The following is a 21,360-nucleotide window of genomic DNA, read 5'->3' as shown; positions in this document are numbered from 1 at the left end:
TAGAATCCGCGTCTATGGGTTAATTTGACTGCGCCACCATACATAACAACATTGCTGCACAACAAGGAATGCAAATGAAGAAACTGCTCCCCCTTCTCATCGGACTCAGCCTGGGCGGCTTCAGTACGATAAGCCAGGCCGAAAACCTGATGCAGGTCTATCAGCAAGCCAGGACAAGTAACCCGGACCTGCGCAAATCTGCTGCTGACCGGGATGCTGCATTCGAAAAAATTAACGAAAGCCGCAGTCCTTTATTACCGCAACTCGGATTGGGTGCGGATTACAATTACACCAATGGGTACCGTGATGCGAATGGCGTTAACAGCGACGTTGGCAGTGCCAGCCTGCAATTAACGCAGACCATCTTTGATATGTCAAAATGGCGCGCCCTGACACTGCAGGAAAAAACTGCCGGTATTCAGGATGTGTCTTACCAGACGGATCAACAATCTTTGATCCTCAATACTGCAACGGCTTATTTCAACGTATTGAGTGCAATCGATTCACTCTCGTATACCGAAGCACAGAAACAGGCTATTTACCGTCAGTTAGATCAAACCACTCAGCGCTTTAACGTGGGGCTGGTTGCGATTACCGACGTGCAGAACGCCCGTTCACAATACGACACCGTACTGGCTAACGAAGTGACTGCGCGTAATAACCTGGATAATGCGCTGGAGTCCCTGCGTCAGGTTACCGGTATGTATTACCCGCAACTGTCTTCGCTGAATGTTGATAACTTCAACACCACGCGCCCGCAACCGGTCGCCACGCTGTTGAAAGAAGCAGAAAGCCGTAACCTGAGCTTGCTGTCTGCCCGTCTGTCACAGGATCTGGCACGTGAGCAAATTCGTTATGCGGAAACCGGCCATATGCCTACGGTTGATCTGACTGCCTCAACCGGTATCAGCAATACCAAATATCACGGCGACAAAACGGGTGGTTCTTCCAGTTATCAGGACGCCGATGCTGGTCAGAACAAGATTGGGCTGAGCTTCTCCCTGCCATTGTACAGTGGCGGTTCAGTCACCTCTCAGGTGAAACAGGCACAGTACAGTTTTGTCGGGGCCAGCGAGCAGCTTGAAAGCGCGCACCGCAGCGTCGTGCAGACCGTTCGTTCTTCTTTCAATAACATCTCTGCCTCGATCAGTAGCATCAACGCGTATAAACAAGCCGTTGTTTCTGCTCAGAGTTCTTTAGATGCGATGGAAGCCGGTTATCAGGTCGGTACCCGTACTATTGTGGATGTTCTGGATGCCACCACCACGCTGTATAACGCCAAACAGCAACTTTCCAGTGCGCGTTATACGTACCTGATTAATCAGCTGAACATCAAATCAGCACTGGGTACACTGAACGAAAGCGATCTGCTGGCACTCAACGGTGCCCTGGGTAAACCCATCCCAACCGCACCGGATCAGGTGGCACCAGAAACACCTGATCAGGATGCTGCGGCAGACGGTTACGGCAAAAGCACCCCGGCAGCTGCGCCTCGTGCTCAGAAAGCCAGCGCAACAACAGCAACCGCAACACCGAAGAAAAGTGGCAATCCTTTCCAGAATTGATTCTGAAAAGTCCCCCGCATTTCCATCAAGGCAGCCTGAAAAGGCTGCTTTTTTTTGCCTGCGTCACGCCGCTCTGTAAAGTCTCGTAACAATTGCCTGTCGCTGCTTTAACAATCACCCGCTTTCCCCTATTCTTAGACCCTACTGGGAAAGGGCAAAAAAGCCCTAAACATGGGATAAGAACGATGAAACGGACACAACACGTTAACCTGGCTACCTTCCGTAAATCATGGCGTAGCTCTAGAATTACTCCTGTCGCCCTGGCGATAAGCGCAGTCTTTATGCTTGCCGGCTGCGAGAAAACCGACGAAACCGTTTCGCTGTATCAGAATGCGGATGACTGCTCGAAAGCCAACCCTTCCGGCAGTGCGCAATGTGTTGCAGCGTATGATGCAGCGAAAAAGGAAGCGGCAAAAACCGCACCTAAATATGCCAGCCGAGAAGACTGTATCGCTGAATTTGGCGAAGGCCAGTGTACTCAGGCTCCGGCACAGTCAGGCGTCGCCACGGCCGAAAACCAGAGCAGCGGCGGCAGCATGTGGATGCCGCTGATGGCAGGTTACATGATGGGCCGGATGATGAGCGGTGGCGGTTACGCGCAACAGCCATTGTTCAGCTCAAAAAACCCGGCCAGCCCGGCTAACGGTAAGTTCGTGGATGCGACCGGTAAAAACTACGGCCCCGCAACAGCGGGCGGTCGTACCATGAACGTTCCGAGAACAGCGATGGCGCCGAAACCTGCCGTGACCAACACCATCACCCGTGGCGGTTTTGGCGACAGTGTGGCAAAACAAACCTCAATGCAGCGCAGCTCCTCTGCGGCGCCACGCAGCCCTGGCCGCAGCATGGGTGGCTAAGAGATACCGATGAAACGTTTAGCCATTAATGAGCGCCCGGACTGGCGCGAAAAAGCCACGGAGTTTGGCTTCAACTTCCACACCATGTATGGCGAACCGTACTGGTGTGAAGATGCTTATTACCAGTTCACGCTGGCGCAGATTGAAGAGATCGAAGAGGCGACGGCGGACATTCATCAGATGTGCCTGAAGGTCGTTGAGCGCGTAGTGAATGACGACAAACTGATGGCGAAATTCCAGATCCCGAAACACGTCTGGGAATTTGTCCGCAGTTCATGGCGCACGCAACAGCCTTCCCTGTATTCACGTCTGGATCTGGCTTACGACGGCGTCAATCCGCCGAAGCTGCTGGAAAATAACGCCGATACGCCGACCTCTTTGTATGAAGCGGCCTTCTTCCAGTGGCTATGGCTTGAAGATCAAATTGCGGCAGGCAATTTGTCGCAGGATGCTGATCAGTACAACAGTCTGCAGGAAAAGCTGATCGAACGTTTTGCCGGGCTTAAAAACCAGCATGGTTTCTCGTTGCTGCACATCGCCTGCTGTCAGGACACCGAAGAAGATCGCGGCACCGTGCAATATTTGCAGGACTGCGCGCTGGAAGCGGAACTGGCCAGCGAATTCCTGTTTATCGAGGAAATCGGTCTGGGGGAACGCGGGCAATTCACCGACACGCAGGATCAGGTGATTTCTAACCTGTTTAAACTGTATCCGTGGGAATTCATGTTCCGCGAAGTCTTCGCGACCAAGCTGGAAGATGCCGGTGTACGCTGGCTGGAACCGGCCTGGAAAGCCATTGTGTCGAATAAAGCTTTGCTGCCGTTGTTATGGGAAATGTTCCCGGATCACCCGAATCTGTTACCGGCTTATTTTGCCGAAGATCAGCATCCGGAACTGGATCACTACGTGGTGAAGCCGCTGTTTTCCCGCGAAGGCGCGAACATTAAAGTCATCGAGAAAGGCCAGGAAGTCGCCCGTGTGGATGGCCCGTACGGTGCTGAAGGCATGATCGTGCAACAGTTCCATCCGCTGCCAGTGTTTGAAGGCAGTTACACCCTGATCGGCAGCTGGCTGGTCAATGATCAACCCTGCGGGATCGGCATCCGTGAAGATAAAGCGCTGATCACCCAGGATCTGTCACGTTTTTATCCGCACACGATTGTCGGATGAAAAACCAGAAAAGGATAATGAAGAAATTCATTATCCTTTTTATTTCGGGCTGACAGTGGTGCTATTAACCTAACTGCACCGAGAGCATCGAAAGCGATCCCATCACGATCCCGTCCGTTGGCTGCGTGATCGGCTCAATACCATTCCACGCGCCTAAAACATACAGCAATGGCAGATAGTGATCCGGAGACGGATTCGATAATGCGCCGCCTTCATGCTCCATAAACTGCACCAGAGGATGATCTTTCGCCTCACCCTTCCAGCGCAGATTGTCTTTCACATAAGTCTCAAAAGACGTCGCCCACGGATAAGCTTCAGTATCGCCGCCCCATTTCACCATCCGCAGGTTATGCACCACATTACCGCTGGCAACAATCATCACGCCTTCGTCACGCAGCGCCGCCAGCTTCTTACCCAGTTCATAGTGGTATTCCGGCGGCTGTGTACCATCAATACTCAGCTGGATCACCGGAATATCCGCGTCAGGATACATCTTGATCAGCACACCCCAGGTACCATGGTCGAAACCCCACTCGCGGGTATCTGAAATCACATTTACCGGGCTAAGTAATTCCTGAACCCGCTTTGCCAGCACCGGTGAACCGGGTGCCGGATAACGCTTATCAAACAGCGCCTGCGGGAAGCCGCCAAAATCATGAATCGTGCGCGGGTTTTCCATCGCCGTAACCGCAGTACCACGGGTGAACCAGTGAGCTGATACGGCCAGGATCGCCTTTGGCCGCGGTAATGTTTCACCCAGCGTATGCCAGGCACGGGTATAAATATTGTCTTCCAGCACGTTCATCGGACTGCCGTGGCCTAAGAAGAGTGCGGGCATACGTTGAGTCGTCATCATGAATTCCTTACCCAAAATAAAAGAGAGCGGGCCGGTGAGTGACCTGCCGCGTAATAACACTACGTTACTCTTTTTGATGGCCGGTGACAGCCGGGTAACCGTGAAGGAGATGTTCAATAAATTTGATGAGTCAAATCAAAAGAAAGCGGGAGGATGGTGTTCTTCAAAGCACAATTTTGGCAATAATTCACAATAAAAAGCAAAAAGGCCGCACAGGCGGCCTTTTCTGTTACGCATAACCCGTCGCTTAGCTTGCCTGACGGGTCTGCGCCTGGCGATAGGCCACCAGATCGGCGATGGTCACTACCGGCATATTATGCTGACGGGCAAACACCACCACTTCCGGCGCGTGCGCCATAGTGCCGTCATCATTAGTGAGTTCACACAGCACGCCGAAAGGCTTCAGACCCGCCAGCGTTGCCAGATCTACCGACGCTTCAGTGTGACCGCCACGGGTCAGCACCCCACCGGCCTGCGCACGCAGCGGGAAAATATGCCCCGGGCGATTCAGATCAGAAGGTTTCGCGCCGTCTTTGATTGCCGCACGGATAGTCGTAATACGGTCGGCCGCAGAAACGCCAGTAGTTACCCCTTCAGCCGCTTCAATAGTCACGGTAAATGGCGTCTGGAACGGGCTGGAGTTGTTCTCAACCATCATTGGCAAATCCAGCCGTTTACGGCTGTCTTCGTTCATGGTCAGGCACACGATGCCGCTGCCGTGACGAATGGTCAGCGCCATTTGCTCAACGGTCATATTTTCAGCTGCAAAAATTAAATCGCCTTCGTTTTCACGATCTTCGTCATCCAGTACCAATACACCTACGCCATTACGCATGGCGTCAATAGCACGCTCAACACGTTCAGCTGATGTACCGAATTCGGAAAGTAGGGTCTGATTCATGGTAAAAATAACCTCATGTTCTGTATGTGGATTACCAGAATCAGGGCGTCTTGAGGAGGCTAGCTGCAGCAGCCATCAGGCGTGCTACAGTTATAAAAAATAACGCAGCGGGCATGTTTGCCCGGCTTGAATCGTTACTCTCTCCCATCCGGACTTTAACCGTCGGCCCCGGAATTACACCGGATCTGCTGACCTCTAATCCCGAAGGATTGAGCGCTCGCGGGCTTCCACATGGAAGGGATTATAACGCTTCCGATATTCCGTGGTTTACCGCCGGTGGGGACTTTCACCCCGCCCTGAGAATAAGCAAAACAACTATAGCGCCAATAAATCAACAGGGCAATCCTGCGGTTTGGCCAATTAGTGCCCCTGAAGGTTTATAGAAACGGCCTCAGCGATTACACTATGGAAAAGCACCTCCTTCTAGAAAAGGAAATAACATGATTGACCCGAAAAAAATTGAACAAATTGCCCGCCAGGTTCACGAATCAATGCCTAAAGGGATCCGTGAGTTTGGTGAGGATGCCGAGAAGAAAATCCGTCAGGTATTGCAGGCGCAGTTCAGCCGCATGGATTTAGTCAATCGCGAAGAGTTTGACGTTCAGACCCAGGTTTTACTGCGTACGCGTGAAAAACTGGCCGCGCTGGAACAACGCCTGTCCGTGCTGGAAGGCAAACAGGCAGAAGCGGAAAAACCGCAAGATCCGGCCTGATTATTACGAGTTGTGTAAACAGAAAGGGCCTGCCTGGCAGGCTCTTTCATTATGTAAAATCGGGTTTATTGTATGCGGAATACTGTTTTAGCACGGGGTAATAACAGCCACAATCCTGCAAACACCACGACCGCGTACAGTGCTTTCCAGCCGACCATAGCCAGCAATCCGCAGCACAATACAGCACCCAGCATCGCCATCCATTTTGAGCGCCCTTTCAGAATCCGGGTACCCGACAGCATGCATAACAGATAAATCAGGATGAAAATCCCGTTAGCGTAAGTGATCAGCGCGCCCAGCGGTAGATGCAACCAGTAAATCAGTAATGTAAACAACACGCAGCAACCCACCACCAGATTCAGCGCGGCAACCGGCACCTGCTGAGCGGAAAGCTGTGCCAGTGCACTTTGCGGTTTAACCTGCGCCTGCGACCATACCAGCCGGGAAAAACTCTGGGTATAAATATTCACGCTGGCAAAACATGCCAGGTAGCCAATGATGCAGGCGATCCACAGTGCTTTTTGCCCGAATAATTGTACGACAATACCCGGTAACGAGGCCCCGGCTTCCCGCCCTTCTCCCCAGGCATGAAATTTCAGCACCGCCACCGTACATCCCCAGTAAACCGCGCCCGCCAGCAGCATGCCGATCAATAATGCGCGCGGGAAGTCCCGTTGCGGATGACGAAATTCGGTCGCCAGATGCGCAAAAGCCTCCAGCCCGACGAAACACCAGAACATCACCGCCAGCGCATCAAACAGATTTGATGGAGAAATGTCATGCACCGCAGGCAGCGGGATTTCAGACAGAGAAATATTCCCTTTCCACCAGATCGCCGCCACCAGTGCGATCACCAGCAATGCGATTACCGTCTGGATATTGGCACTTGATCCGGCACTGCGTGTGCCGAGGAACCAGATGAAAAAAAGCGTACCAAGCTGCACCAGCAACAGATTTGTGCTGCTCCAGCCAAAGGCTGCCTGCCAGAAACCGGCAGCAATATGCAGCGCGGCGGGCAACCCGACCGGGATAACTGACAGGAATAACCAACCGGTAACCCGTGCCATATGTGGTCCGAAAGCTTTGCCGACAAAATGCGCCGCGCCGCCCGCGCTGGGGAAATGCCGGCCAAGCGCGGCAAATCCGATGGCTATCGGAAACACTAACAGGATGAGCACCGGCCATGCCCACAGGCTGTCATTTTGCGCCAGCTCTGCCGCCAGTGCAGGCACCGCAAAAACCCCGGTTCCGAGTAATGAGGTCGAAAGCAGCCCGACGCCCTGCGCCAGGCTCAGTTCCTGTTTTAATCCGCTCACAACAGAGTCACTTCCGTTTCATCGTTGATAGAAAAATCAAAAAGAAAAGGGCTTATCAGATAAGCCCTTCGTTGCAAATAACCTGATCCAGACAGAGGAAATCAGTCCTGCGATTTAATTTGATTGATGATTTTGGTGGTAGAAAGACCATCTTCAAAATTCAGTACGCGCACTTCGCCGCCGTTCGCCCAGACCTCCTGACTCCCGGCAATTTGCTCAGGCTTGTAGTCGCCACCTTTGACCAGCAGATCTGGCAAGATCCCGGCGATCAAACGCTGCGGAGTGTCTTCTTCGAAAGACACCACCCAGTCGACAGCGCCCAGCGCGCCCAGCACGATCATACGGTTTTGCAGCGCATTCACCGGACGGGTTTCGCCTTTCAGGCGTTTGGTCGAAGCATCACTGTTCACCGCGACGATCAGACGGTCACCCAGTTTGCGGGCGTTCGCCAGATAAGAAACGTGTCCGGCATGCAGAATGTCGAAGATGCCATTGGTCATCACGACTTTCTCACCGCGCTGACGCGCCATCGCCACGGCAGCTTTTAGTTGTTCTTCGTTCATTATGCCAAAACCAACGTCTGAACGTCCGCCGATAGCATTTTCCAGTTCAACCGGAGAAACGGTTGAGGTACCGAGTTTACCCACGACCACACCGGCGGCGGCGTTCGCCAGGAAGCAGGATTCTTCCAGCGTATTGCCTGCGGCCAGTGCAGCAGCGAGCGTGCCGATCACCGTGTCACCGGCACCGGTCACGTCATACACTTCCTGCGCCTGCGTTGGCATGTGGAATGGCGCTTTGCCGGGCTGCAATAAGGTCATCCCGTGCTCAGAGCGGGTGACCAGCAGCGCGGAAAGTTCGAAATCAGCGATCAGCTGCATACCACGGCTAACAATTTCACCTTCGTTTTTGCAATGACCGACAACAGCTTCGAATTCGGATAAATTTGGCGTCAGTAACGTTGCACCACGGTAACGTTCGAAATCCGATCCTTTAGGATCAACCAGCACAGGCACACCCGCTTTTCTCGCCAGTTGGATCATTTTCTGCACTTCAGTCAGGGCACCTTTGGCGTAGTCTGACAGCACCAGTGCGCCACTTTGCGGTAAAGCCTGTTCTATTTTGGTCAGCATCGGCTCGAGATCAACGCCTTCAAAACCTTCCTCAAAGTCGAGGCGGATCAGTTGCTGGTTACGGGACAAAATTCGCAGTTTGGTGATGGTAGGATGTGTGGATAGTGCGACGAAATCGCAGTTAACTTTCACTTCTGCCAGACGCTCACTGAGGGCACGCGCAGCGTCGTCTACGCCGGTCAGGCCGATCAGACAGGAAGAGGCGCCCAGAGATGAAATGTTCATCGCCACGTTAGCTGCACCGCCAGGCCGCTCTTCAATGGTACTGACCTTCACCACCGGCACCGGAGCTTCCGGAGAAATACGATTGGTCGGGCCATACCAGTAACGGTCTAACATTACGTCACCGACAACCAGCACACCTGCGCGGTGAAAATCAGGCAAAGTCACTTTCATCCCAAGACTCCAAAACAGATAAATCAAATCGGGTAAATACAATGCGCCGGATAATATCACAAGCGCCTGTTAGCCGAATAAAAACCCTCAGCCGAGCCACTTTGCCCAGCTGGCACGGATCTGCGCGCGCTCAGTAGCAAAGCTGTCCGCGGCCACTTTCCCGCTGTGTTCCTGCAACGCCAGATGATGAATTTCATCGCGCAGCGTCACATAAGCCTGCGTCAGATGGCGCGCTTCCTCTTCCGGCATGATGTCATATCGTGCCATCAGTTCAAAAATCCGCACGTTATCAGACCAGCGCGTCAGCTTCAGCTCATCATGCGCGAAACGCAGAACCAGGTATTGTGCAATGAATTCAATATCCGTGATGCCACCCGGATCGGCTTTCAGATCAAACTCGTGGGCTTTTTTACTCCCCAGATGGGCATACATTTTCTCGCGCATTTCACGGACCTCCTTACGCAGGCCGTCGCCATCGCGCTGGCGGCAAAGAATGTCGCGACGCGTGGCGTTAAATTGCTGTGTCAGTTGCGGATCCCCGTAAACCACGCGTGCGCGAACCAGCGCCTGATGCTCCCACGTCCAGGCTTCATTGGCCTGATAATCTGCAAACGCTTCAATGGTACTGACCAGCATGCCGGATGCGCCGGAAGGTCGCAGACGCGGATCAACCTCGTAAAGAATGCCTGACGATGTCCGGGTGCTGAATAAGTGCATAATGCGCTGCGCCAGCCGAAGATAAAACTGACGTCCGTCGATGCTGCGTTCGCCGTCCGTCATCACCTCCGGCGCGCAATCGAGCAGGAAGACCAGATCCAGATCTGAGCTATAACCCAGCTCCCAGCCACCGAGTTTCCCGTAACCGACCACGGCAAAACCGCGCCCCTCACGGTGCTGAAGATGCGCGGGCTGCCCGTATTTTACGACCATTTGTTCCCACGCATGCTGCACCACGACATCGAGAATGGCCTCCGCAAGGTAGGTTAAATGGTCACTGACTTTCATCACCGGCAATGCCCCGGAAATATCCCCGGCTGCGATACGCAAATGCTGGGCCTGTTTGAACTGGCGCACGGCTTCAAGCTGCTGTTCTTCGTCTTCTGTTGGCACCCGCATCAGATACTGACGCAGTTCGTCGCGGTAAGCGCCCGGCTCAATCGGCTGGTAAAGCGTGCGCGGGTCGAGCAGTTCATCGAGCAATAAAGGATGACGTGCAAGTTGTGTCGCGACCATCGGCGAGGCGGCACACAGACGGATTAACTGTTTGAGCGCACCGGGATACTCCACCAGCAACTCGATATATGTCGTGCGCGTGACGATATTAAGCAGTAACTGCATCAGCCGCTGTAACGTGACATCGGCATTTTTATAGGTACAGACCTGCGCCAGTAAACGCGGCATCAGCAAATCCAGTTGATCACGCCCGCGTGGCCCGATCGTACGTTTATCCACGTCACGGCGAAAATCAGCAATCTGATGCAAAACATGCCGTTGCCCGTTTTCGTCAAGTTGCGGTACCAGCGGAGCCAGCTCGTCAGGCTCCAGTGCATCAATCCATAAGCTGCTGAAATGGGCGAGTTGCACATCGTCTTCGGCATCTGGCGTATCATCGCCTATCAGCTCATTAAACACCGAGCGCACAGCCTGCATGTGAGCATTCACGGCATCCAGAAGCTGTGGCCAGCCGGCGTAATCCATCCCCCACGCCAGACGCGCCTGATTCAGTTCATCCGACGGCAAGGTCTGAGTTTGCTCGTCCGCTATCGCCTGCAATAAGTTTTCCAGGCGGCGCAGAAACAGATAACTGTTACGCAACTGCAACACCTGTTCTACCGGCAGCAGGCCCAGATTTTCCAGCGCCTGGAGCGTGGGCAGCAACGCACGTTGCTGCAATGCCGGTTCACGCCCGCCACGGATCAGCTGGAATACCTGCACAATAAATTCAATCTCACGGATACCGCCCGCACCGAGTTTAATGTTGTCTTTCAGACCACGGCGGCGTACTTCGCGGGCGATCATGCCTTTCATGTTGCGCAGGGACTGGATCACACTGAAATCGATATAGCGGCGGAAAACAAAAGGCATCAGCATTTTTCGCAGTTCCTGACTGCTGATATCCTCCGCACCACCCATCAGACGCGCTTTCACCATCGCGTAGCGCTCCCAGTCGCGCCCCTGCTCCTGGTAATAATCTTCCAGTGCGGGAAAGCTCATCACCAGCGGGCCGCTGTCGCCGAACGGGCGCAAACGCATATCCACGCGATAGACAAAACCATCGATAGTCGGCTGATCCAGTGCCTTGATCAGACGCTGACCAAGGCGGGTGAAAAACTGCGCGTTATCCAGCTCACGGCGTCCGCCGCGGGTCTGGCCATTTTCCGGATAAGCAAAAATCAGGTCGATATCCGAAGAGAAATTAAGTTCACCTCCGCCCAGTTTCCCCATCCCGAGGATCAGCATACGTTGCGCTTCTCCTGCCGCATTGACCGGCGTACCGAACTCGCGGCAACAGGCTTCATATAGCCAGTCACGGGCACTGACAATCAGTAACTCTGCCAGTTCGCTCAGTTGGTGAAGCGTATCTTTCGCTTCACTGGTTTGTGCTGACTGCGACCATGCAATGCGGGTCAGAATACGCCGGCGAAACAGACGCAGCGCTTTCATTAAGCCGGCTTCATCGGTCACCTGTGTCAGCGATCCCTCCAGCCACTGGCGGTAAAGTTGCCACTCCTGCGCCTGCGGGGGATTTTGGTCAATTTCATGCCACCACTGCGGAAACGCCAGCAAACTGTCCGTCACGAATTCACTGCTGCTCAGAATGGCCAGTTGTTGATCATCGGGAAGGGGCAGGTTGTCAGGATGTTCACGCCAGCGTTCAAGCAAACTCTGCGCATGGCTTTGCAAAACAGAAGAAAGTGGCAACATGAAATCAGATTCCTTGCAAAAAAAAGCCCGGGCAGTTTGCCCAGGCTAGTCAGTCAGTTAACGAGGTTGTCCGTTTAACCAGAAAGCATCCATCATCACCGCGTGAGAACGGGCCGAATCCTCCCAGGCGTGTTGCTGCTGAACGATGGCCTGTTGCAGATCCACCCAGCCGGCAATATACGCATCGACGTCTTTTTCAGGGTAAGCACCGGCAAGCAAATGGAAGGTAATAATCTGACGTTTCAGGCGCGCCAGCTGATCGCGATAACCCTCTTCCGTCAGTGGCTGCGCAAAGGCTTCTTTCAGATCCGCTGCGGTACGACCGAGCATGATGTCAGCAAAACGTTTGAAGGAAGCGTCCAGTTTCTTCGCAGATTTATCATCAATAAACGGCGTCCAGCCTGAGGTTGCCAGCCAGGAAGTAAGCACTAACTTGCACTTCAGACAGGCAGTGCCATAACAAATTTCCTGCGCATCCGCCGATTTCTGTTCCAGTACCGGCACCAGATCAGTCAGCAATGTGCGCAGTTCTGCGGACGCTTTACGCGGCACCAGCCCGCCGAACAGTACCAGAATCTGACGCACGGTTTCCACCGCCTGCAATACGCTCAGACGTGCAGTTTTGTCGCCGCGAACCCACAGTTCTTCATGATATTGCCAGTGATCCAGCGCCAGTTCGAACATCGCAGACATAGCCTGTTCAACCGTGGCTTTCGGCTTCGCTTTAAACACCGGCAGCGGTTTAATGTCGCGCGCAGGATTGCCCTTCGCGAGGTGATAACCACGAGCCGCCTTGCTGAAACCGCCCTGACGTAAGCCGCCATGAGCACCGATTTCTGCCGCCAGTGCCAGTAAATCGGCGGTGTTACCCTTTTTCAGCTCAAGTTCGATTTCAGCCAGCGGTTCGGTGAGTTCGCCGGCGACCACCTCACCCTGATCTAACCCAAGTTCTATCTCGCTTTCGCCGTAAGTAATTACCCACTTCTCGCGAGTAAAATCCGTGCGGAACAGCGGAGCGAGTTCTTTCTGTAAAGCAGCGGGCTTGCAGCCTTCCGGCCAGATATCTTTCGGGAACGCGCTGAGTTTCAACACCGGCTTTTTCAGCTCAACGTTGTATTCCGGGCGCTGATGTAACCCACCCACCACTTTGCCACCGGTTTTGATGGTCATTTCATACTGATCGTCAAAACCACGTATGCGCAGACCCATGTCATGCGAACGTAAATAGTTTTCCGCAGTCTCAAAATAGATGTTGGTCAGTTTTGAAGGCGCGGTGTGCTCACTGTTAAAACCAGCGAGTTGCGAAGGTAATTCGGCGATTGCGGCCGGGGTGGCGATAAATTTTAATTCTATTTCTACGGTCATATGAGTCTTCACACCGATGCTTTGCTGCCAAAAGGGATTAACGCGTCGCTGCAATTCTATCATAAGCACAGCGCGCAAGCCGCATGTTGCGGGATTGTAAGATAGTTCTCATTCCGGTTTATACGTTGCGTCGTCACACTGTTGCCCTTACTATCGGTCTCCAACTTTTAGTACCTGTATGAGTGCAATGGCCGGACAGTGGCGGTTGCCAGAAGACGTATCCCGATAAAACGGATCCACACTTCACGTTCCCTAAATTCACAAAGAAACGATGAAATAATGCAGAAATTACGCCTAATTGGTTTCGCTTTGCTTGGTTTAAGCATGACATGGGGCGCTCACGCTGATGAGAAGCGCTATATCTCCGACGATTTGATCACCTATATCCACAGCGGTCCGGGTAATCAGTATCGTATCGTAGGCACTCTGAATGCCGGTGAAGAAGTCACCCTGCGCAGTGTCAACGAGAGCACAAAATACGGTGAGATCGTTGATTCGAAAGGCAAAACAGCCTGGATCCCACTTGATCAGTTAAGCAATGTGCCGAGCCTGCGTACCCGCGTTCCGGATCTGGAACAACAGGTGAAAACGCTGACCGACAAGCTGAACAACATTGATTCCAGCTGGAATCAGCGCACGGCCCAAATGCAGTCCAAAGTCTCGTCGAGTGACGGTATTATTGATGGTCTGAAGAAAGAAAATCAGGATCTGAAAAATCAGCTGATCGTTGCCAAAAAGAAAGTTGATGCCGTGAATGTCCAGCTCGATGACAAACAAAGAACCATTATTTTACAATGGTTTATGTATGGCGGTGGTGTCGCAGGTGTCGGTCTGGTGCTGGGGCTGGTATTGCCACATCTGGTTCCGCGTCGCAGGAAAAAAGATCGCTGGATGAGCTGAAGGCTCCCACGCAAGACTCGTGATCTCTTCTCATTGCTCAGGCACTCCGGTGCCTTTTCGTGTTTGTTTTTGTCAGGAAATCATCAGCCCGGGAAATCAACAACACAACTTTGCTATGATAAAGGCAGGGTTCCTTTTCTGTTTTCAGCGACATGATGCGTTGGAATAAGCTAATTTCAGGAGTTATCGCGTGGAGATTTACCTGGTCGGCGGCGCAGTCCGAGACAGTTTATTAAACCTGCCTGTGTCTGAACACGATTGGGTCGTGGTAGGCGCCACGCCTGAATACATGCTCGAAAAGGGTTATCAGCAGGTCGGTAAAGATTTCCCGGTTTTCCTGCATCCGGTGACTCATGATGAATATGCGCTGGCCCGTACTGAGCGAAAATCGGGCTCCGGTTATAACGGTTTCACCTGTTACGCCGCCCCCGATGTGACGCTGGAACAAGATTTAATGCGTCGGGATCTGACCATCAATGCCATCGCCAAAAGCAAAGACGGCGAACTTTTCGATCCATACCACGGCCAGCGTGATATAGAACAACGTCTGCTGCGCCACGTTTCCGATGCTTTCGGCGAGGATCCGCTGCGTGTTCTGCGAGTTGCCCGCTTTGCAGCACGCTTCGCGCATTTAGGTTTCACGGTCGCCCCGGAAACGCAGGCTCTGATGCAACAGATGGCGGAAAGCGGCGAGCTGGAAGCCCTGATATCTGAACGTGTATGGAAAGAAACAGAAAAAGCATTACAAACGCAGGACCCGCAGGTCTTTTTCCAGGTGCTGCGTGACTGTGGTGCCCTGAAAGTTCTGTTCCCTGAAATTGATGCATTATTTGGCGTGCCTGCGCCGGAGAAATGGCACCCGGAAATTGATACCGGCATCCATACGCTGATGACACTGAAAATCGCCAGTACCCTGACACCTGACGTTGATGTGCGTTTTTCAGCACTTTGCCATGATTTGGGTAAGGCCCTGACGCCGCCGCAATTCTGGCCTGCTCATCACGGACATGGCCCGGCAGGCGTAAAACTGGTGGAAAAACTCTGCCAGCGGCTGAAAGTGCCGACACACATTCGTGATTTAGCGAAACTGGTCGCGGAGTTTCATGATTTGATTCATACCGTGAATAAACTGCGTCCGGAAACCCTGTTAAAACTGTTCGATACCATTGATGTCTGGCGCAAACCTCAGCGGCTTGAGCAGATGATTATGACCAGTGAAGCCGACGCACGCGGACGGACGACCTTTGAAAATAATCCGTATCCGCAAGGCGATTACCTGCGAGAAGCCTTTAACGTTGCCCGCAGCGTGACAAATAAAGATGTGCTGGATGCCGGTTTCCAGGGTATGGCTATCCGCGATGAACTGAAGAAACGCCGTACTCAGGCGCTGGCCGACTGGAAACAAACCCAGGATGCGGCGAGCTAAACGCTGACTTTTTTCATAAGAAAAGCCCCGCCGGTTATTCACCGTGCGGGGCTTTTTATGGCCTCAGGGCAAGCAAAAATCAGGCAATGAAGACAAAATACACGGCAATTGCCACGAAGAAACGGTAAATCGCAAACGGGATAAACGAAATACGTTTAATCACCGCCAGGAAGGTTTTAATCGCGATCAGAGCAACAATGAATGCAGAGACAAACCCTGTGACAAACATCGGTAAATCTGACATGTTCAGGAAGCTGTAGCTCTTGTACAAATCCAGAGCCGTCGCCCCCATCATCATCGGCACCGCCAGCAGGAAAGAGAACTCAGACGCCGCAAAACGGCTAATTCCCATTAACATCCCGCCACTGATGGTCGCCCCTGAACGGGAGAACCCCGGCCAGAGCGCCAGACACTGGAAAACACCGATCATAAATGCCTGGACGTAGGTGATGTCATCCACGCCCTCGGCACGCGGTTTTTTGGGTTTCAGCAATTCAGCAGCAATCAGCAAGATACCGCCGACAACCAGCGAGTACATGACATATTTTGGCTCAAACAACGTTTTGATTTGAGAGTGCAAAAGCAGCCCCACAACCGTTGCCGGAACCATTCCCAATATAATATGTAATAAATTCAAACGGCGAAAACCGGTGCCTTCGTGAACAGGAGGTTTACCGAAATGCAAACCTAACATGCTGAACAAACGACGCCAGAACATCACAACCACAGCCAAAATTGAACCTAACTGAATAACGACTTCAAATGATTTTGAGGTATCCCCGGTAAAGCCAAGAAGATTCCCGACAATAATCAAATGACCGGTAGAAGAGACAGGCAAAAACTCCGTGAGCCCTTCAACCACCCCCAAAATAGCCGCAACAAGCAAAGAATGACTTTCGACGATCATTATCGCACCCTACCCTTTAAAAGATCCGCTATGGGAAATATGCTTACAAAACAGACAATAAAAAAGCGGCATCATGCTGAGCCGCTTCATTAAAGAAACCCCGGCAACCCGGACTTTCCTTTTAACGCTTCTTTATGACATTAAATAGACAAGCGTTTTTTAAATTTTATCCATGACAGGATTTAAAAACGCTTTCCGCGCTCAATAATCACACCGACATTGGCCGCCTGAGCAACGGCACCCGGCTTGCTGAGCTTAATCCGAACCCACGGGGAATGAAACCGGCTCAGCAGCAATGTCGCAACTTCTTCCGCTACGCGCTCAACCAGCGCGAAATTTTGTGAAGAAACATGCTCGATCACTGCGTCACTGACATCAGCATAGCTTAAACAATCATTCACATCGTCACTGGCGGCGGACTTTTGGTTATCCCAGGCCATTTCGATATCGAAGACCAGTTTCTGTTTAATGGTCTGTTCCCATTCGTAAGCGCCAATAGTAGTGATTACATTTAGTTGCTCAATAAATACGATATCCATCACGCGATTCTCTGTTTTTGGCCCAGCCGGATACCACTTCCAGCAGAAAATGCGTATTATCCATGGATGTTGCGATTAAAACGACCCTTATTAGACGGAACGGCTTTATGAGTGCTACCGCGCTTGGAATGATTATTTTCGCCTACCTTTGCGGCTCGATTTCCAGTGCGATTCTGGTCTGCCGGGTAGCCCGCTTACCTGATCCGCGTACGGCGGGCTCAGGCAATCCTGGCGCCACCAACGTTTTACGCCTTGGCGGCCGTCTGGCTGCAGCGGCTGTTCTGATTTTTGATGTCCTCAAAGGCATGCTGCCGGTCTGGCTGGCATATCGCCTGAACATTCCGCCGATGTATCTTGGCCTGACGGCGATTGCGGCGTGTCTCGGCCACATCTACCCGGTATTCTTCCGTTTTAAAGGCGGCAAAGGTGTTGCCACAGCGTTCGGTGCCATTGCCCCGATCGGCTGGGACTTAACCGGCCTGATGACCGGTACATGGCTGCTGACCGTGCTGCTGAGCGGTTATTCCTCACTGGGCGCCATTGTCAGCGCACTGATAGCCCCCTTTTACGTCTGGTGGTTCAAACCCGAGTTTACCTTTCCGGTTGCGATGCTTTCGTGTCTGATCCTGTTGCGTCATCACGACAATATCCAGCGTCTGTGGCGGGGCCAGGAAGGAAAAATCTGGGATAAGCTGAAGAAGAAACGTAAAGCCACAAAAGAAGATAAAGCCGGATAGCGGATAACGTCAGACTTCAGACATAAAAAAACGACCTCAGCAGGTCGTTTTTTATTGGTTTTTTCAGCGCAGCAAGCCTGACTGAGCGGGAGCGAGACAAGGCGCCAGGAGAGCTGAAAGCGCAGCATACTTGAGTATGTGAGCATTTCGGGTCGGCGCAGCAACGCAGTCGCAGCCCCGCTCAGACTGGCGAAGGCCTGACTCAGACTGGCGGAAGCTCAGCGAGAGGCCAGCGCGGGCGAACGGTCACACCGAGATCGGGCGTTGCACCGCTTTTCAACCGCACCATACCCGCATACGCGATCATCGCACCGTTATCAGTACAGAACTCAGGACGTGCATAAAACACCTGGCCGCCACGCTTCGCCATTACGTCAGCCAGTTTGGTGCGTAATGTGCGGTTCGCGCTGACACCACCGGCCATCACCAGCTGTTTAAAACCCGTCTGATCGAGTGCGCGTTTACATTTAATCGCCAGCGTATCGACCACCGCATCTTCAAAAGCGCGGGCGATATCGGCATGCGTCTGAGGGTCACTGTCATTGCCACGAATGGTATTCGCTGCGAAAGTTTTGAGGCCGGAGAAACTGAAATCCAGCCCCGGCCGGTCTGTCATCGGGCGCGGGAAGGTAAAACGTCCTGCAACACCCTGAGAAGCCATTTTCGACAGCAACGGGCCACCCGGGTAATCAAGGCCGAGTAATTTAGCCGTTTTATCAAAGGCTTCACCGGCAGCATCATCAATGGATTCGCCGAGCAAGGTATATTCGCCGATCCCGGTAACGCTGATTAACTGCGTATGGCCACCGGAAACCAGCAGCGCCACAAACGGGAAATCCGGCGGATTATCTTCCAGCATCGGTGCCAGAAGATGGCCTTCCATGTGATGCACCGGCACCGCAGGCACATCCCAGGCAAAGGCCAGGGAACGCCCGATGGTGGCCCCGACCAGCAACGCCCCGACCAGGCCAGGGCCGGCGGTGTAAGCCACCCCGTCGATATCCTGAGCAGTCAGCCCGGCTTCTTTCAGCGCGGCCTGAATCAAGGGTACTGTTTTACGTACATGGTCACGCGATGCCAGTTCAGGCACCACGCCGCCGTAATCTGCATGCAGTTTTACCTGACTATACAGTTGGTTGGCTAACAAACCGGCTTCGCTGTCATAAACTGCAATTCCGGTTTCATCGCAGGACGTTTCAATACCCAGTACTCGCATCACTCTTTCCATCATGTTTTCGCGCTAACTCGCGGCGCGCAGTTTAGCACACAAGCTTCTGCCGGTGCTGCACCGGAGTGGGAATTCCTCGCTTCACAGGCCAATTAATGTCGAGCAATTTCGACTGATTGGTATATAATCGCCGCCCGACGCAAAAGCGAGCGCACAATGTTGCAGAAGGGTTGCAGAAAGCGCCTGTTTCAATTTGCCGTTATGCTTTACAAGACGACGCGAATTGGAGTAAAATTCCGCACCATTTTGAAATGTGCTGGTACAACATCAGCAAACAAACCGATTTTATCGAGGTGAGAGGCACATGCCTGTAATTAAAGTACGTGAAAACGAGCCGTTCGACGTAGCTCTGCGTCGCTTCAAGCGTTCCTGCGAAAAAGCAGGTGTTCTGGCAGAAGTTCGTCGTCGTGAGTTCTATGAAAAACCGACTACCGAACGTAAACGCGCTAAAGCATCTGCAGTAAAACGCCACGCCAAGAAACTGGCTCGCGAAAACGCACGCCGCACTCGTCTGTATTAATCTTCGGGGGCAACCCCAAATCGCGTGATTTGCAATATTAAGAACGCGCAGACTGCGTAGTAGCATACGAAGGCCGTGCTTTCCGAAAGGAATGCGCGGCTTGTTCTCGTTTATAGGCTAGTGAGTAAGGGGCTTATGGCTGGGAGAATTCCGCGCGTATTTATCAATGACTTGCTGGCTCGCATCGATATCGTCGATCTGATCGACGCCCGGGTAAAGCTCAAGAAACAAGGTAAAAACTATCACGCGTGCTGCCCTTTCCACCATGAGAAAACACCCTCATTTACCGTAAATGGCGATAAGCAGTTTTATCACTGTTTCGGCTGTGGTGCCCACGGCAACGCCGTCGATTTCCTGATGAACTATGACAGGCTTGAGTTTGTCGAAAGCATTGAGGAACTGGCGACAATGCAGGGTTTGGAAGTGCCGTACGAAGCAGGCACCGGTCCGAGCCAGATGGAGCGTCATCAGCGTCAAAGCCTCTACCAGTTGATGGCACCGCTTAGCGAGTTCTATCAGCAGTCACTTAAACAGCCTGCAGGAGCTCCCGCACGGGAATACCTGGCCCGGCGCGGTTTAAGTGAAGACGTCATCAGTCATTTCGCCATTGGTTTCGCCCCACCGGGTTGGGACAACGCATTAAAGCGTTTCGGTAAAAATGCCGATGATAAAGCGTCTCTGATTGATGCCGGTATGTTGGTCACTAATGACAATGGCCGCAGTTATGATCGTTTCCGCGAACGGGTGATGTTCCCTATCCGCGATAAACGTGGCCGCGTGATTGCCTTTGGTGGCAGGGTTCTCGGTGACGGTACGCCGAAATATCTGAACTCACCGGAAACCGAAATTTTCCATAAAGGCCGTCAGTTGTATGGCCTGTATGAAGCGCAGTTAAAGCATCCTACACCGCCGCGTTTACTGGTGGTTGAAGGGTATATGGATGTCGTCGCGCTGGCGCAGTTCGGCATTGATTACGCCGTTGCCTCATTGGGCACATCCACAACCGCTGATCATATTCAGCTGATGTTCCGCAGCACAGATAATGTGGTTTGCTGTTACGACGGTGACCGCGCGGGACGTGAAGCCGCATGGCGCGCTCTGGAAACGGCATTACCGTATCTCAATGATGGTCGCCAGCTGCGTTTTATGTTTTTACCCGACGGCGAAGATCCGGACACGCTGGTGCGTAAAGAAGGTAAAGAAGCGTTCGAACAACGAATGGAACAGGCCATGCCGCTTTCCACTTTCCTGTTTGATTCGCTGTTGCCGCAGGTAGATTTGAGCAGCCCTGACGGGCGCACCAAATTGAGCATGCTGGCATTGCCGCTGATACGCCAGGTTCCCGGTGAAACGTTACGGATGTATTTGCGCCAACAGTTAGGGAATAAGCTCGGTATTTTGGATGACAGCCAGTTGGAAAAGCTGATGCCTAAACAGGCAGAAAGTAGCAATGTCTATCAGGCGCCCCAGCTAAAACGCACAACCATGCGTATACTTATAGGGTTACTGGTACAAAATCCACAACTGGCTACACTTATACCCTCACTGCAAGGTTTGGAGCAAGCGAAGCAACCAGGGCTGGATCTGTTCAGCGAGTTAGTGACCACTTGCTTAGCCCAACCGGGGCTGACAACCGGCCAGTTACTGGAACTTTATCGCGACAATAAGTTCTACCAACAGCTTGAAACTCTGGCGACATGGAACCACATGATCGTAGAGGACATGGTCGAAGAGGAATTTCGTGCCACGCTAGCCAGCCTGTATGACTCGATTTTGGAGCAGCGGCTTGAAACATTGATTGCAAAAGCCAGGACGCACGGCCTGAGTCCCGAGGAACGGACCGAAGTCAGTTCCCTGAATCAGGTATTAGCGAGAAAAAGTTAAGCTTTTATAACAAAAACATATA

At 52.6% G+C, this 21,360-nt stretch carries 18 protein-coding genes and 1 riboswitch; of the genes, 9 read left to right on the top strand and 9 right to left on the bottom strand.

Annotated elements, in window-relative coordinates; all coding sequences use genetic code 11:
- Nucleotides 1-68: 68 nt before the first annotated feature.
- From tolC to J1781_RS17655, 3 genes are all read left to right on the top strand, one after another.
- Nucleotides 69-1,565: an outer membrane channel protein TolC gene (tolC, locus tag J1781_RS17665; RefSeq protein ID WP_269154566.1), complete on the top strand. Its 1,497-nt coding sequence runs from the start codon at nt 69-71 to the stop codon at nt 1,563-1,565.
- A gap of 185 nt (nt 1,566-1,750) precedes the next feature.
- A complete protein-coding gene (locus J1781_RS17660; RefSeq protein WP_129954505.1) occupies nt 1,751-2,422 on the top strand; it encodes a DUF1190 family protein in 672 nt (223 codons plus the stop codon).
- Nucleotides 2,423-2,431: 9 nt separating this feature from the next.
- Complete coding sequence (locus J1781_RS17655; RefSeq protein ID WP_129991607.1) at nt 2,432-3,592, top strand: glutathionylspermidine synthase family protein; 1,161 nt, start codon at nt 2,432-2,434, stop codon at nt 3,590-3,592.
- 64 nt (nt 3,593-3,656) lie between these two features.
- On the opposite strand, the gene ygiD is transcribed toward J1781_RS17655, so the two are convergent.
- Both ygiD and ribB read right to left on the bottom strand, forming a co-directional pair.
- Nucleotides 3,657-4,445, bottom strand: coding sequence for a 4,5-DOPA-extradiol-dioxygenase (gene ygiD, locus J1781_RS17650; protein ID WP_217221049.1), 789 nt, complete (start codon nt 4,443-4,445; stop codon nt 3,657-3,659).
- Nucleotides 4,446-4,695: 250 nt separating this feature from the next.
- The gene (gene ribB / locus J1781_RS17645) at nt 4,696-5,349 is read right to left on the bottom strand and encodes a 3,4-dihydroxy-2-butanone-4-phosphate synthase (RefSeq protein ID WP_129991608.1); all 654 of its coding nucleotides are present in this window, start codon (nt 5,347-5,349) and stop codon (nt 4,696-4,698) included.
- A 132-nt stretch (nt 5,350-5,481) separates the two neighbouring features.
- Nucleotides 5,482-5,657: riboswitch (FMN riboswitch) on the bottom strand.
- Nucleotides 5,658-5,789: 132 nt separating this feature from the next.
- On the opposite strand from ribB, the gene ubiK reads away from it, so the two are divergent.
- On the top strand, nt 5,790-6,062 hold the full coding sequence (ubiK, locus tag J1781_RS17640; RefSeq protein WP_129954499.1) for a ubiquinone biosynthesis accessory factor UbiK: 273 nt from the start codon (nt 5,790-5,792) through the stop codon (nt 6,060-6,062).
- A 65-nt stretch (nt 6,063-6,127) separates the two neighbouring features.
- Here the strand turns inward: ubiK and yjeH are convergent, their stop codons facing one another.
- The 4 genes from yjeH to J1781_RS17620 all read right to left on the bottom strand — a co-directional run bounded on the left by yjeH (nt 6,128) and on the right by J1781_RS17620 (nt 13,197).
- Nucleotides 6,128-7,378, bottom strand: a complete 1,251-nt coding sequence (gene yjeH, locus J1781_RS17635) for an L-methionine/branched-chain amino acid transporter (protein WP_129991609.1) — start codon at nt 7,376-7,378, stop codon at nt 6,128-6,130.
- 101 nt (nt 7,379-7,479) lie between these two features.
- Complete coding sequence (gene hldE / locus J1781_RS17630) at nt 7,480-8,907, bottom strand: bifunctional D-glycero-beta-D-manno-heptose-7-phosphate kinase/D-glycero-beta-D-manno-heptose 1-phosphate adenylyltransferase HldE (RefSeq protein WP_217159151.1); 1,428 nt, start codon at nt 8,905-8,907, stop codon at nt 7,480-7,482.
- 87 nt (nt 8,908-8,994) lie between these two features.
- Entirely contained in the window at nt 8,995-11,832 is a 2,838-nt protein-coding gene (glnE, locus tag J1781_RS17625; RefSeq protein ID WP_217233962.1) for a bifunctional [glutamate--ammonia ligase]-adenylyl-L-tyrosine phosphorylase/[glutamate--ammonia-ligase] adenylyltransferase, read from the bottom strand.
- Between the two features lie 57 nt (nt 11,833-11,889).
- Nucleotides 11,890-13,197 (bottom strand): CYTH domain-containing protein, encoded by a 1,308-nt coding sequence (locus J1781_RS17620; RefSeq protein WP_129991611.1) that lies wholly within the window; start codon nt 13,195-13,197, stop codon nt 11,890-11,892.
- A gap of 279 nt (nt 13,198-13,476) precedes the next feature.
- Between J1781_RS17620 and J1781_RS17615 the strand changes: the two genes are divergently transcribed.
- Complete coding sequence (locus tag J1781_RS17615; protein WP_129954489.1) at nt 13,477-14,097, top strand: TIGR04211 family SH3 domain-containing protein; 621 nt, start codon at nt 13,477-13,479, stop codon at nt 14,095-14,097.
- 190 nt (nt 14,098-14,287) lie between these two features.
- Nucleotides 14,288-15,523: a multifunctional CCA addition/repair protein gene (locus tag J1781_RS17610; protein WP_217138244.1), complete on the top strand. Its 1,236-nt coding sequence runs from the start codon at nt 14,288-14,290 to the stop codon at nt 15,521-15,523.
- Between the two features lie 79 nt (nt 15,524-15,602).
- On the opposite strand, the gene bacA is transcribed toward J1781_RS17610, so the two are convergent.
- Nucleotides 15,603-16,427 carry an undecaprenyl-diphosphate phosphatase gene (bacA, locus tag J1781_RS17605; RefSeq protein WP_129954630.1) on the bottom strand — a complete coding sequence of 275 codons (825 nt, stop codon included), beginning with the start codon at nt 16,425-16,427 and terminating at the stop codon, nt 15,603-15,605.
- A 185-nt stretch (nt 16,428-16,612) separates the two neighbouring features.
- Nucleotides 16,613-16,969 carry a bifunctional dihydroneopterin aldolase/7,8-dihydroneopterin epimerase gene (folB, locus tag J1781_RS17600; protein ID WP_129954485.1) on the bottom strand — a complete coding sequence of 119 codons (357 nt, stop codon included), beginning with the start codon at nt 16,967-16,969 and terminating at the stop codon, nt 16,613-16,615.
- A 107-nt stretch (nt 16,970-17,076) separates the two neighbouring features.
- On the opposite strand from folB, the gene plsY reads away from it, so the two are divergent.
- Nucleotides 17,077-17,706 carry a glycerol-3-phosphate 1-O-acyltransferase PlsY gene (gene plsY / locus J1781_RS17595; protein WP_129991612.1) on the top strand — a complete coding sequence of 210 codons (630 nt, stop codon included), beginning with the start codon at nt 17,077-17,079 and terminating at the stop codon, nt 17,704-17,706.
- 202 nt (nt 17,707-17,908) lie between these two features.
- On the opposite strand, the gene tsaD is transcribed toward plsY, so the two are convergent.
- A complete protein-coding gene (gene tsaD, locus J1781_RS17590; RefSeq protein WP_129954481.1) occupies nt 17,909-18,922 on the bottom strand; it encodes a tRNA (adenosine(37)-N6)-threonylcarbamoyltransferase complex transferase subunit TsaD in 1,014 nt (337 codons plus the stop codon).
- Nucleotides 18,923-19,238: 316 nt separating this feature from the next.
- On the opposite strand from tsaD, the gene rpsU reads away from it, so the two are divergent.
- Nucleotides 19,239-19,454 (top strand): 30S ribosomal protein S21, encoded by a 216-nt coding sequence (rpsU, locus tag J1781_RS17585; protein ID WP_001144069.1) that lies wholly within the window; start codon nt 19,239-19,241, stop codon nt 19,452-19,454.
- Between the two features lie 135 nt (nt 19,455-19,589).
- On the top strand, nt 19,590-21,338 hold the full coding sequence (gene dnaG, locus J1781_RS17580; RefSeq protein WP_129954479.1) for a DNA primase: 1,749 nt from the start codon (nt 19,590-19,592) through the stop codon (nt 21,336-21,338).
- Nucleotides 21,339-21,360: the final 22 nt, after the last annotated feature.

Source organism: Rahnella perminowiae (assembly GCF_019049695.1).
In the GTDB taxonomy this organism is placed as follows: domain Bacteria; phylum Pseudomonadota; class Gammaproteobacteria; order Enterobacterales; family Enterobacteriaceae; genus Rahnella; species Rahnella perminowiae.
The sequence above is the reverse complement of the archived record's forward strand: the minus strand, read 5'-3'. Positions and strand labels throughout refer to the sequence as shown.

What these genes read in the sequence shown, in the direction of transcription:
- tolC (WP_269154566.1), top strand. Translation starts at nt 69, where the DNA reads ATGCAAATGAAGAAACTGCTCCCCCTTCTCATCGGACTCAGCCTGGGC.
- J1781_RS17660 (WP_129954505.1), top strand. Translation starts at nt 1,751, where the DNA reads ATGAAACGGACACAACACGTTAACCTGGCTACCTTCCGTAAATCATGG.
- J1781_RS17655 (WP_129991607.1), top strand. Translation starts at nt 2,432, where the DNA reads ATGAAACGTTTAGCCATTAATGAGCGCCCGGACTGGCGCGAAAAAGCC.
- ygiD (WP_217221049.1), bottom strand. Translation starts at nt 4,445, where the DNA reads ATGACGACTCAACGTATGCCCGCACTCTTCTTAGGCCACGGCAGTCCG.
- ribB (WP_129991608.1), bottom strand. Translation starts at nt 5,349, where the DNA reads ATGAATCAGACCCTACTTTCCGAATTCGGTACATCAGCTGAACGTGTT.
- ubiK (WP_129954499.1), top strand. Translation starts at nt 5,790, where the DNA reads ATGATTGACCCGAAAAAAATTGAACAAATTGCCCGCCAGGTTCACGAA.
- hldE (WP_217159151.1), bottom strand. Translation starts at nt 8,907, where the DNA reads ATGAAAGTGACTTTGCCTGATTTTCACCGCGCAGGTGTGCTGGTTGTC.
- glnE (WP_217233962.1), bottom strand. Translation starts at nt 11,832, where the DNA reads ATGTTGCCACTTTCTTCTGTTTTGCAAAGCCATGCGCAGAGTTTGCTT.
- J1781_RS17620 (WP_129991611.1), bottom strand. Translation starts at nt 13,197, where the DNA reads ATGACCGTAGAAATAGAATTAAAATTTATCGCCACCCCGGCCGCAATC.
- J1781_RS17615 (WP_129954489.1), top strand. Translation starts at nt 13,477, where the DNA reads ATGCAGAAATTACGCCTAATTGGTTTCGCTTTGCTTGGTTTAAGCATG.
- folB (WP_129954485.1), bottom strand. Translation starts at nt 16,969, where the DNA reads ATGGATATCGTATTTATTGAGCAACTAAATGTAATCACTACTATTGGC.
- plsY (WP_129991612.1), top strand. Translation starts at nt 17,077, where the DNA reads ATGAGTGCTACCGCGCTTGGAATGATTATTTTCGCCTACCTTTGCGGC.
- tsaD (WP_129954481.1), bottom strand. Translation starts at nt 18,922, where the DNA reads ATGCGAGTACTGGGTATTGAAACGTCCTGCGATGAAACCGGAATTGCA.
- rpsU (WP_001144069.1), top strand. Translation starts at nt 19,239, where the DNA reads ATGCCTGTAATTAAAGTACGTGAAAACGAGCCGTTCGACGTAGCTCTG.
- dnaG (WP_129954479.1), top strand. Translation starts at nt 19,590, where the DNA reads ATGGCTGGGAGAATTCCGCGCGTATTTATCAATGACTTGCTGGCTCGC.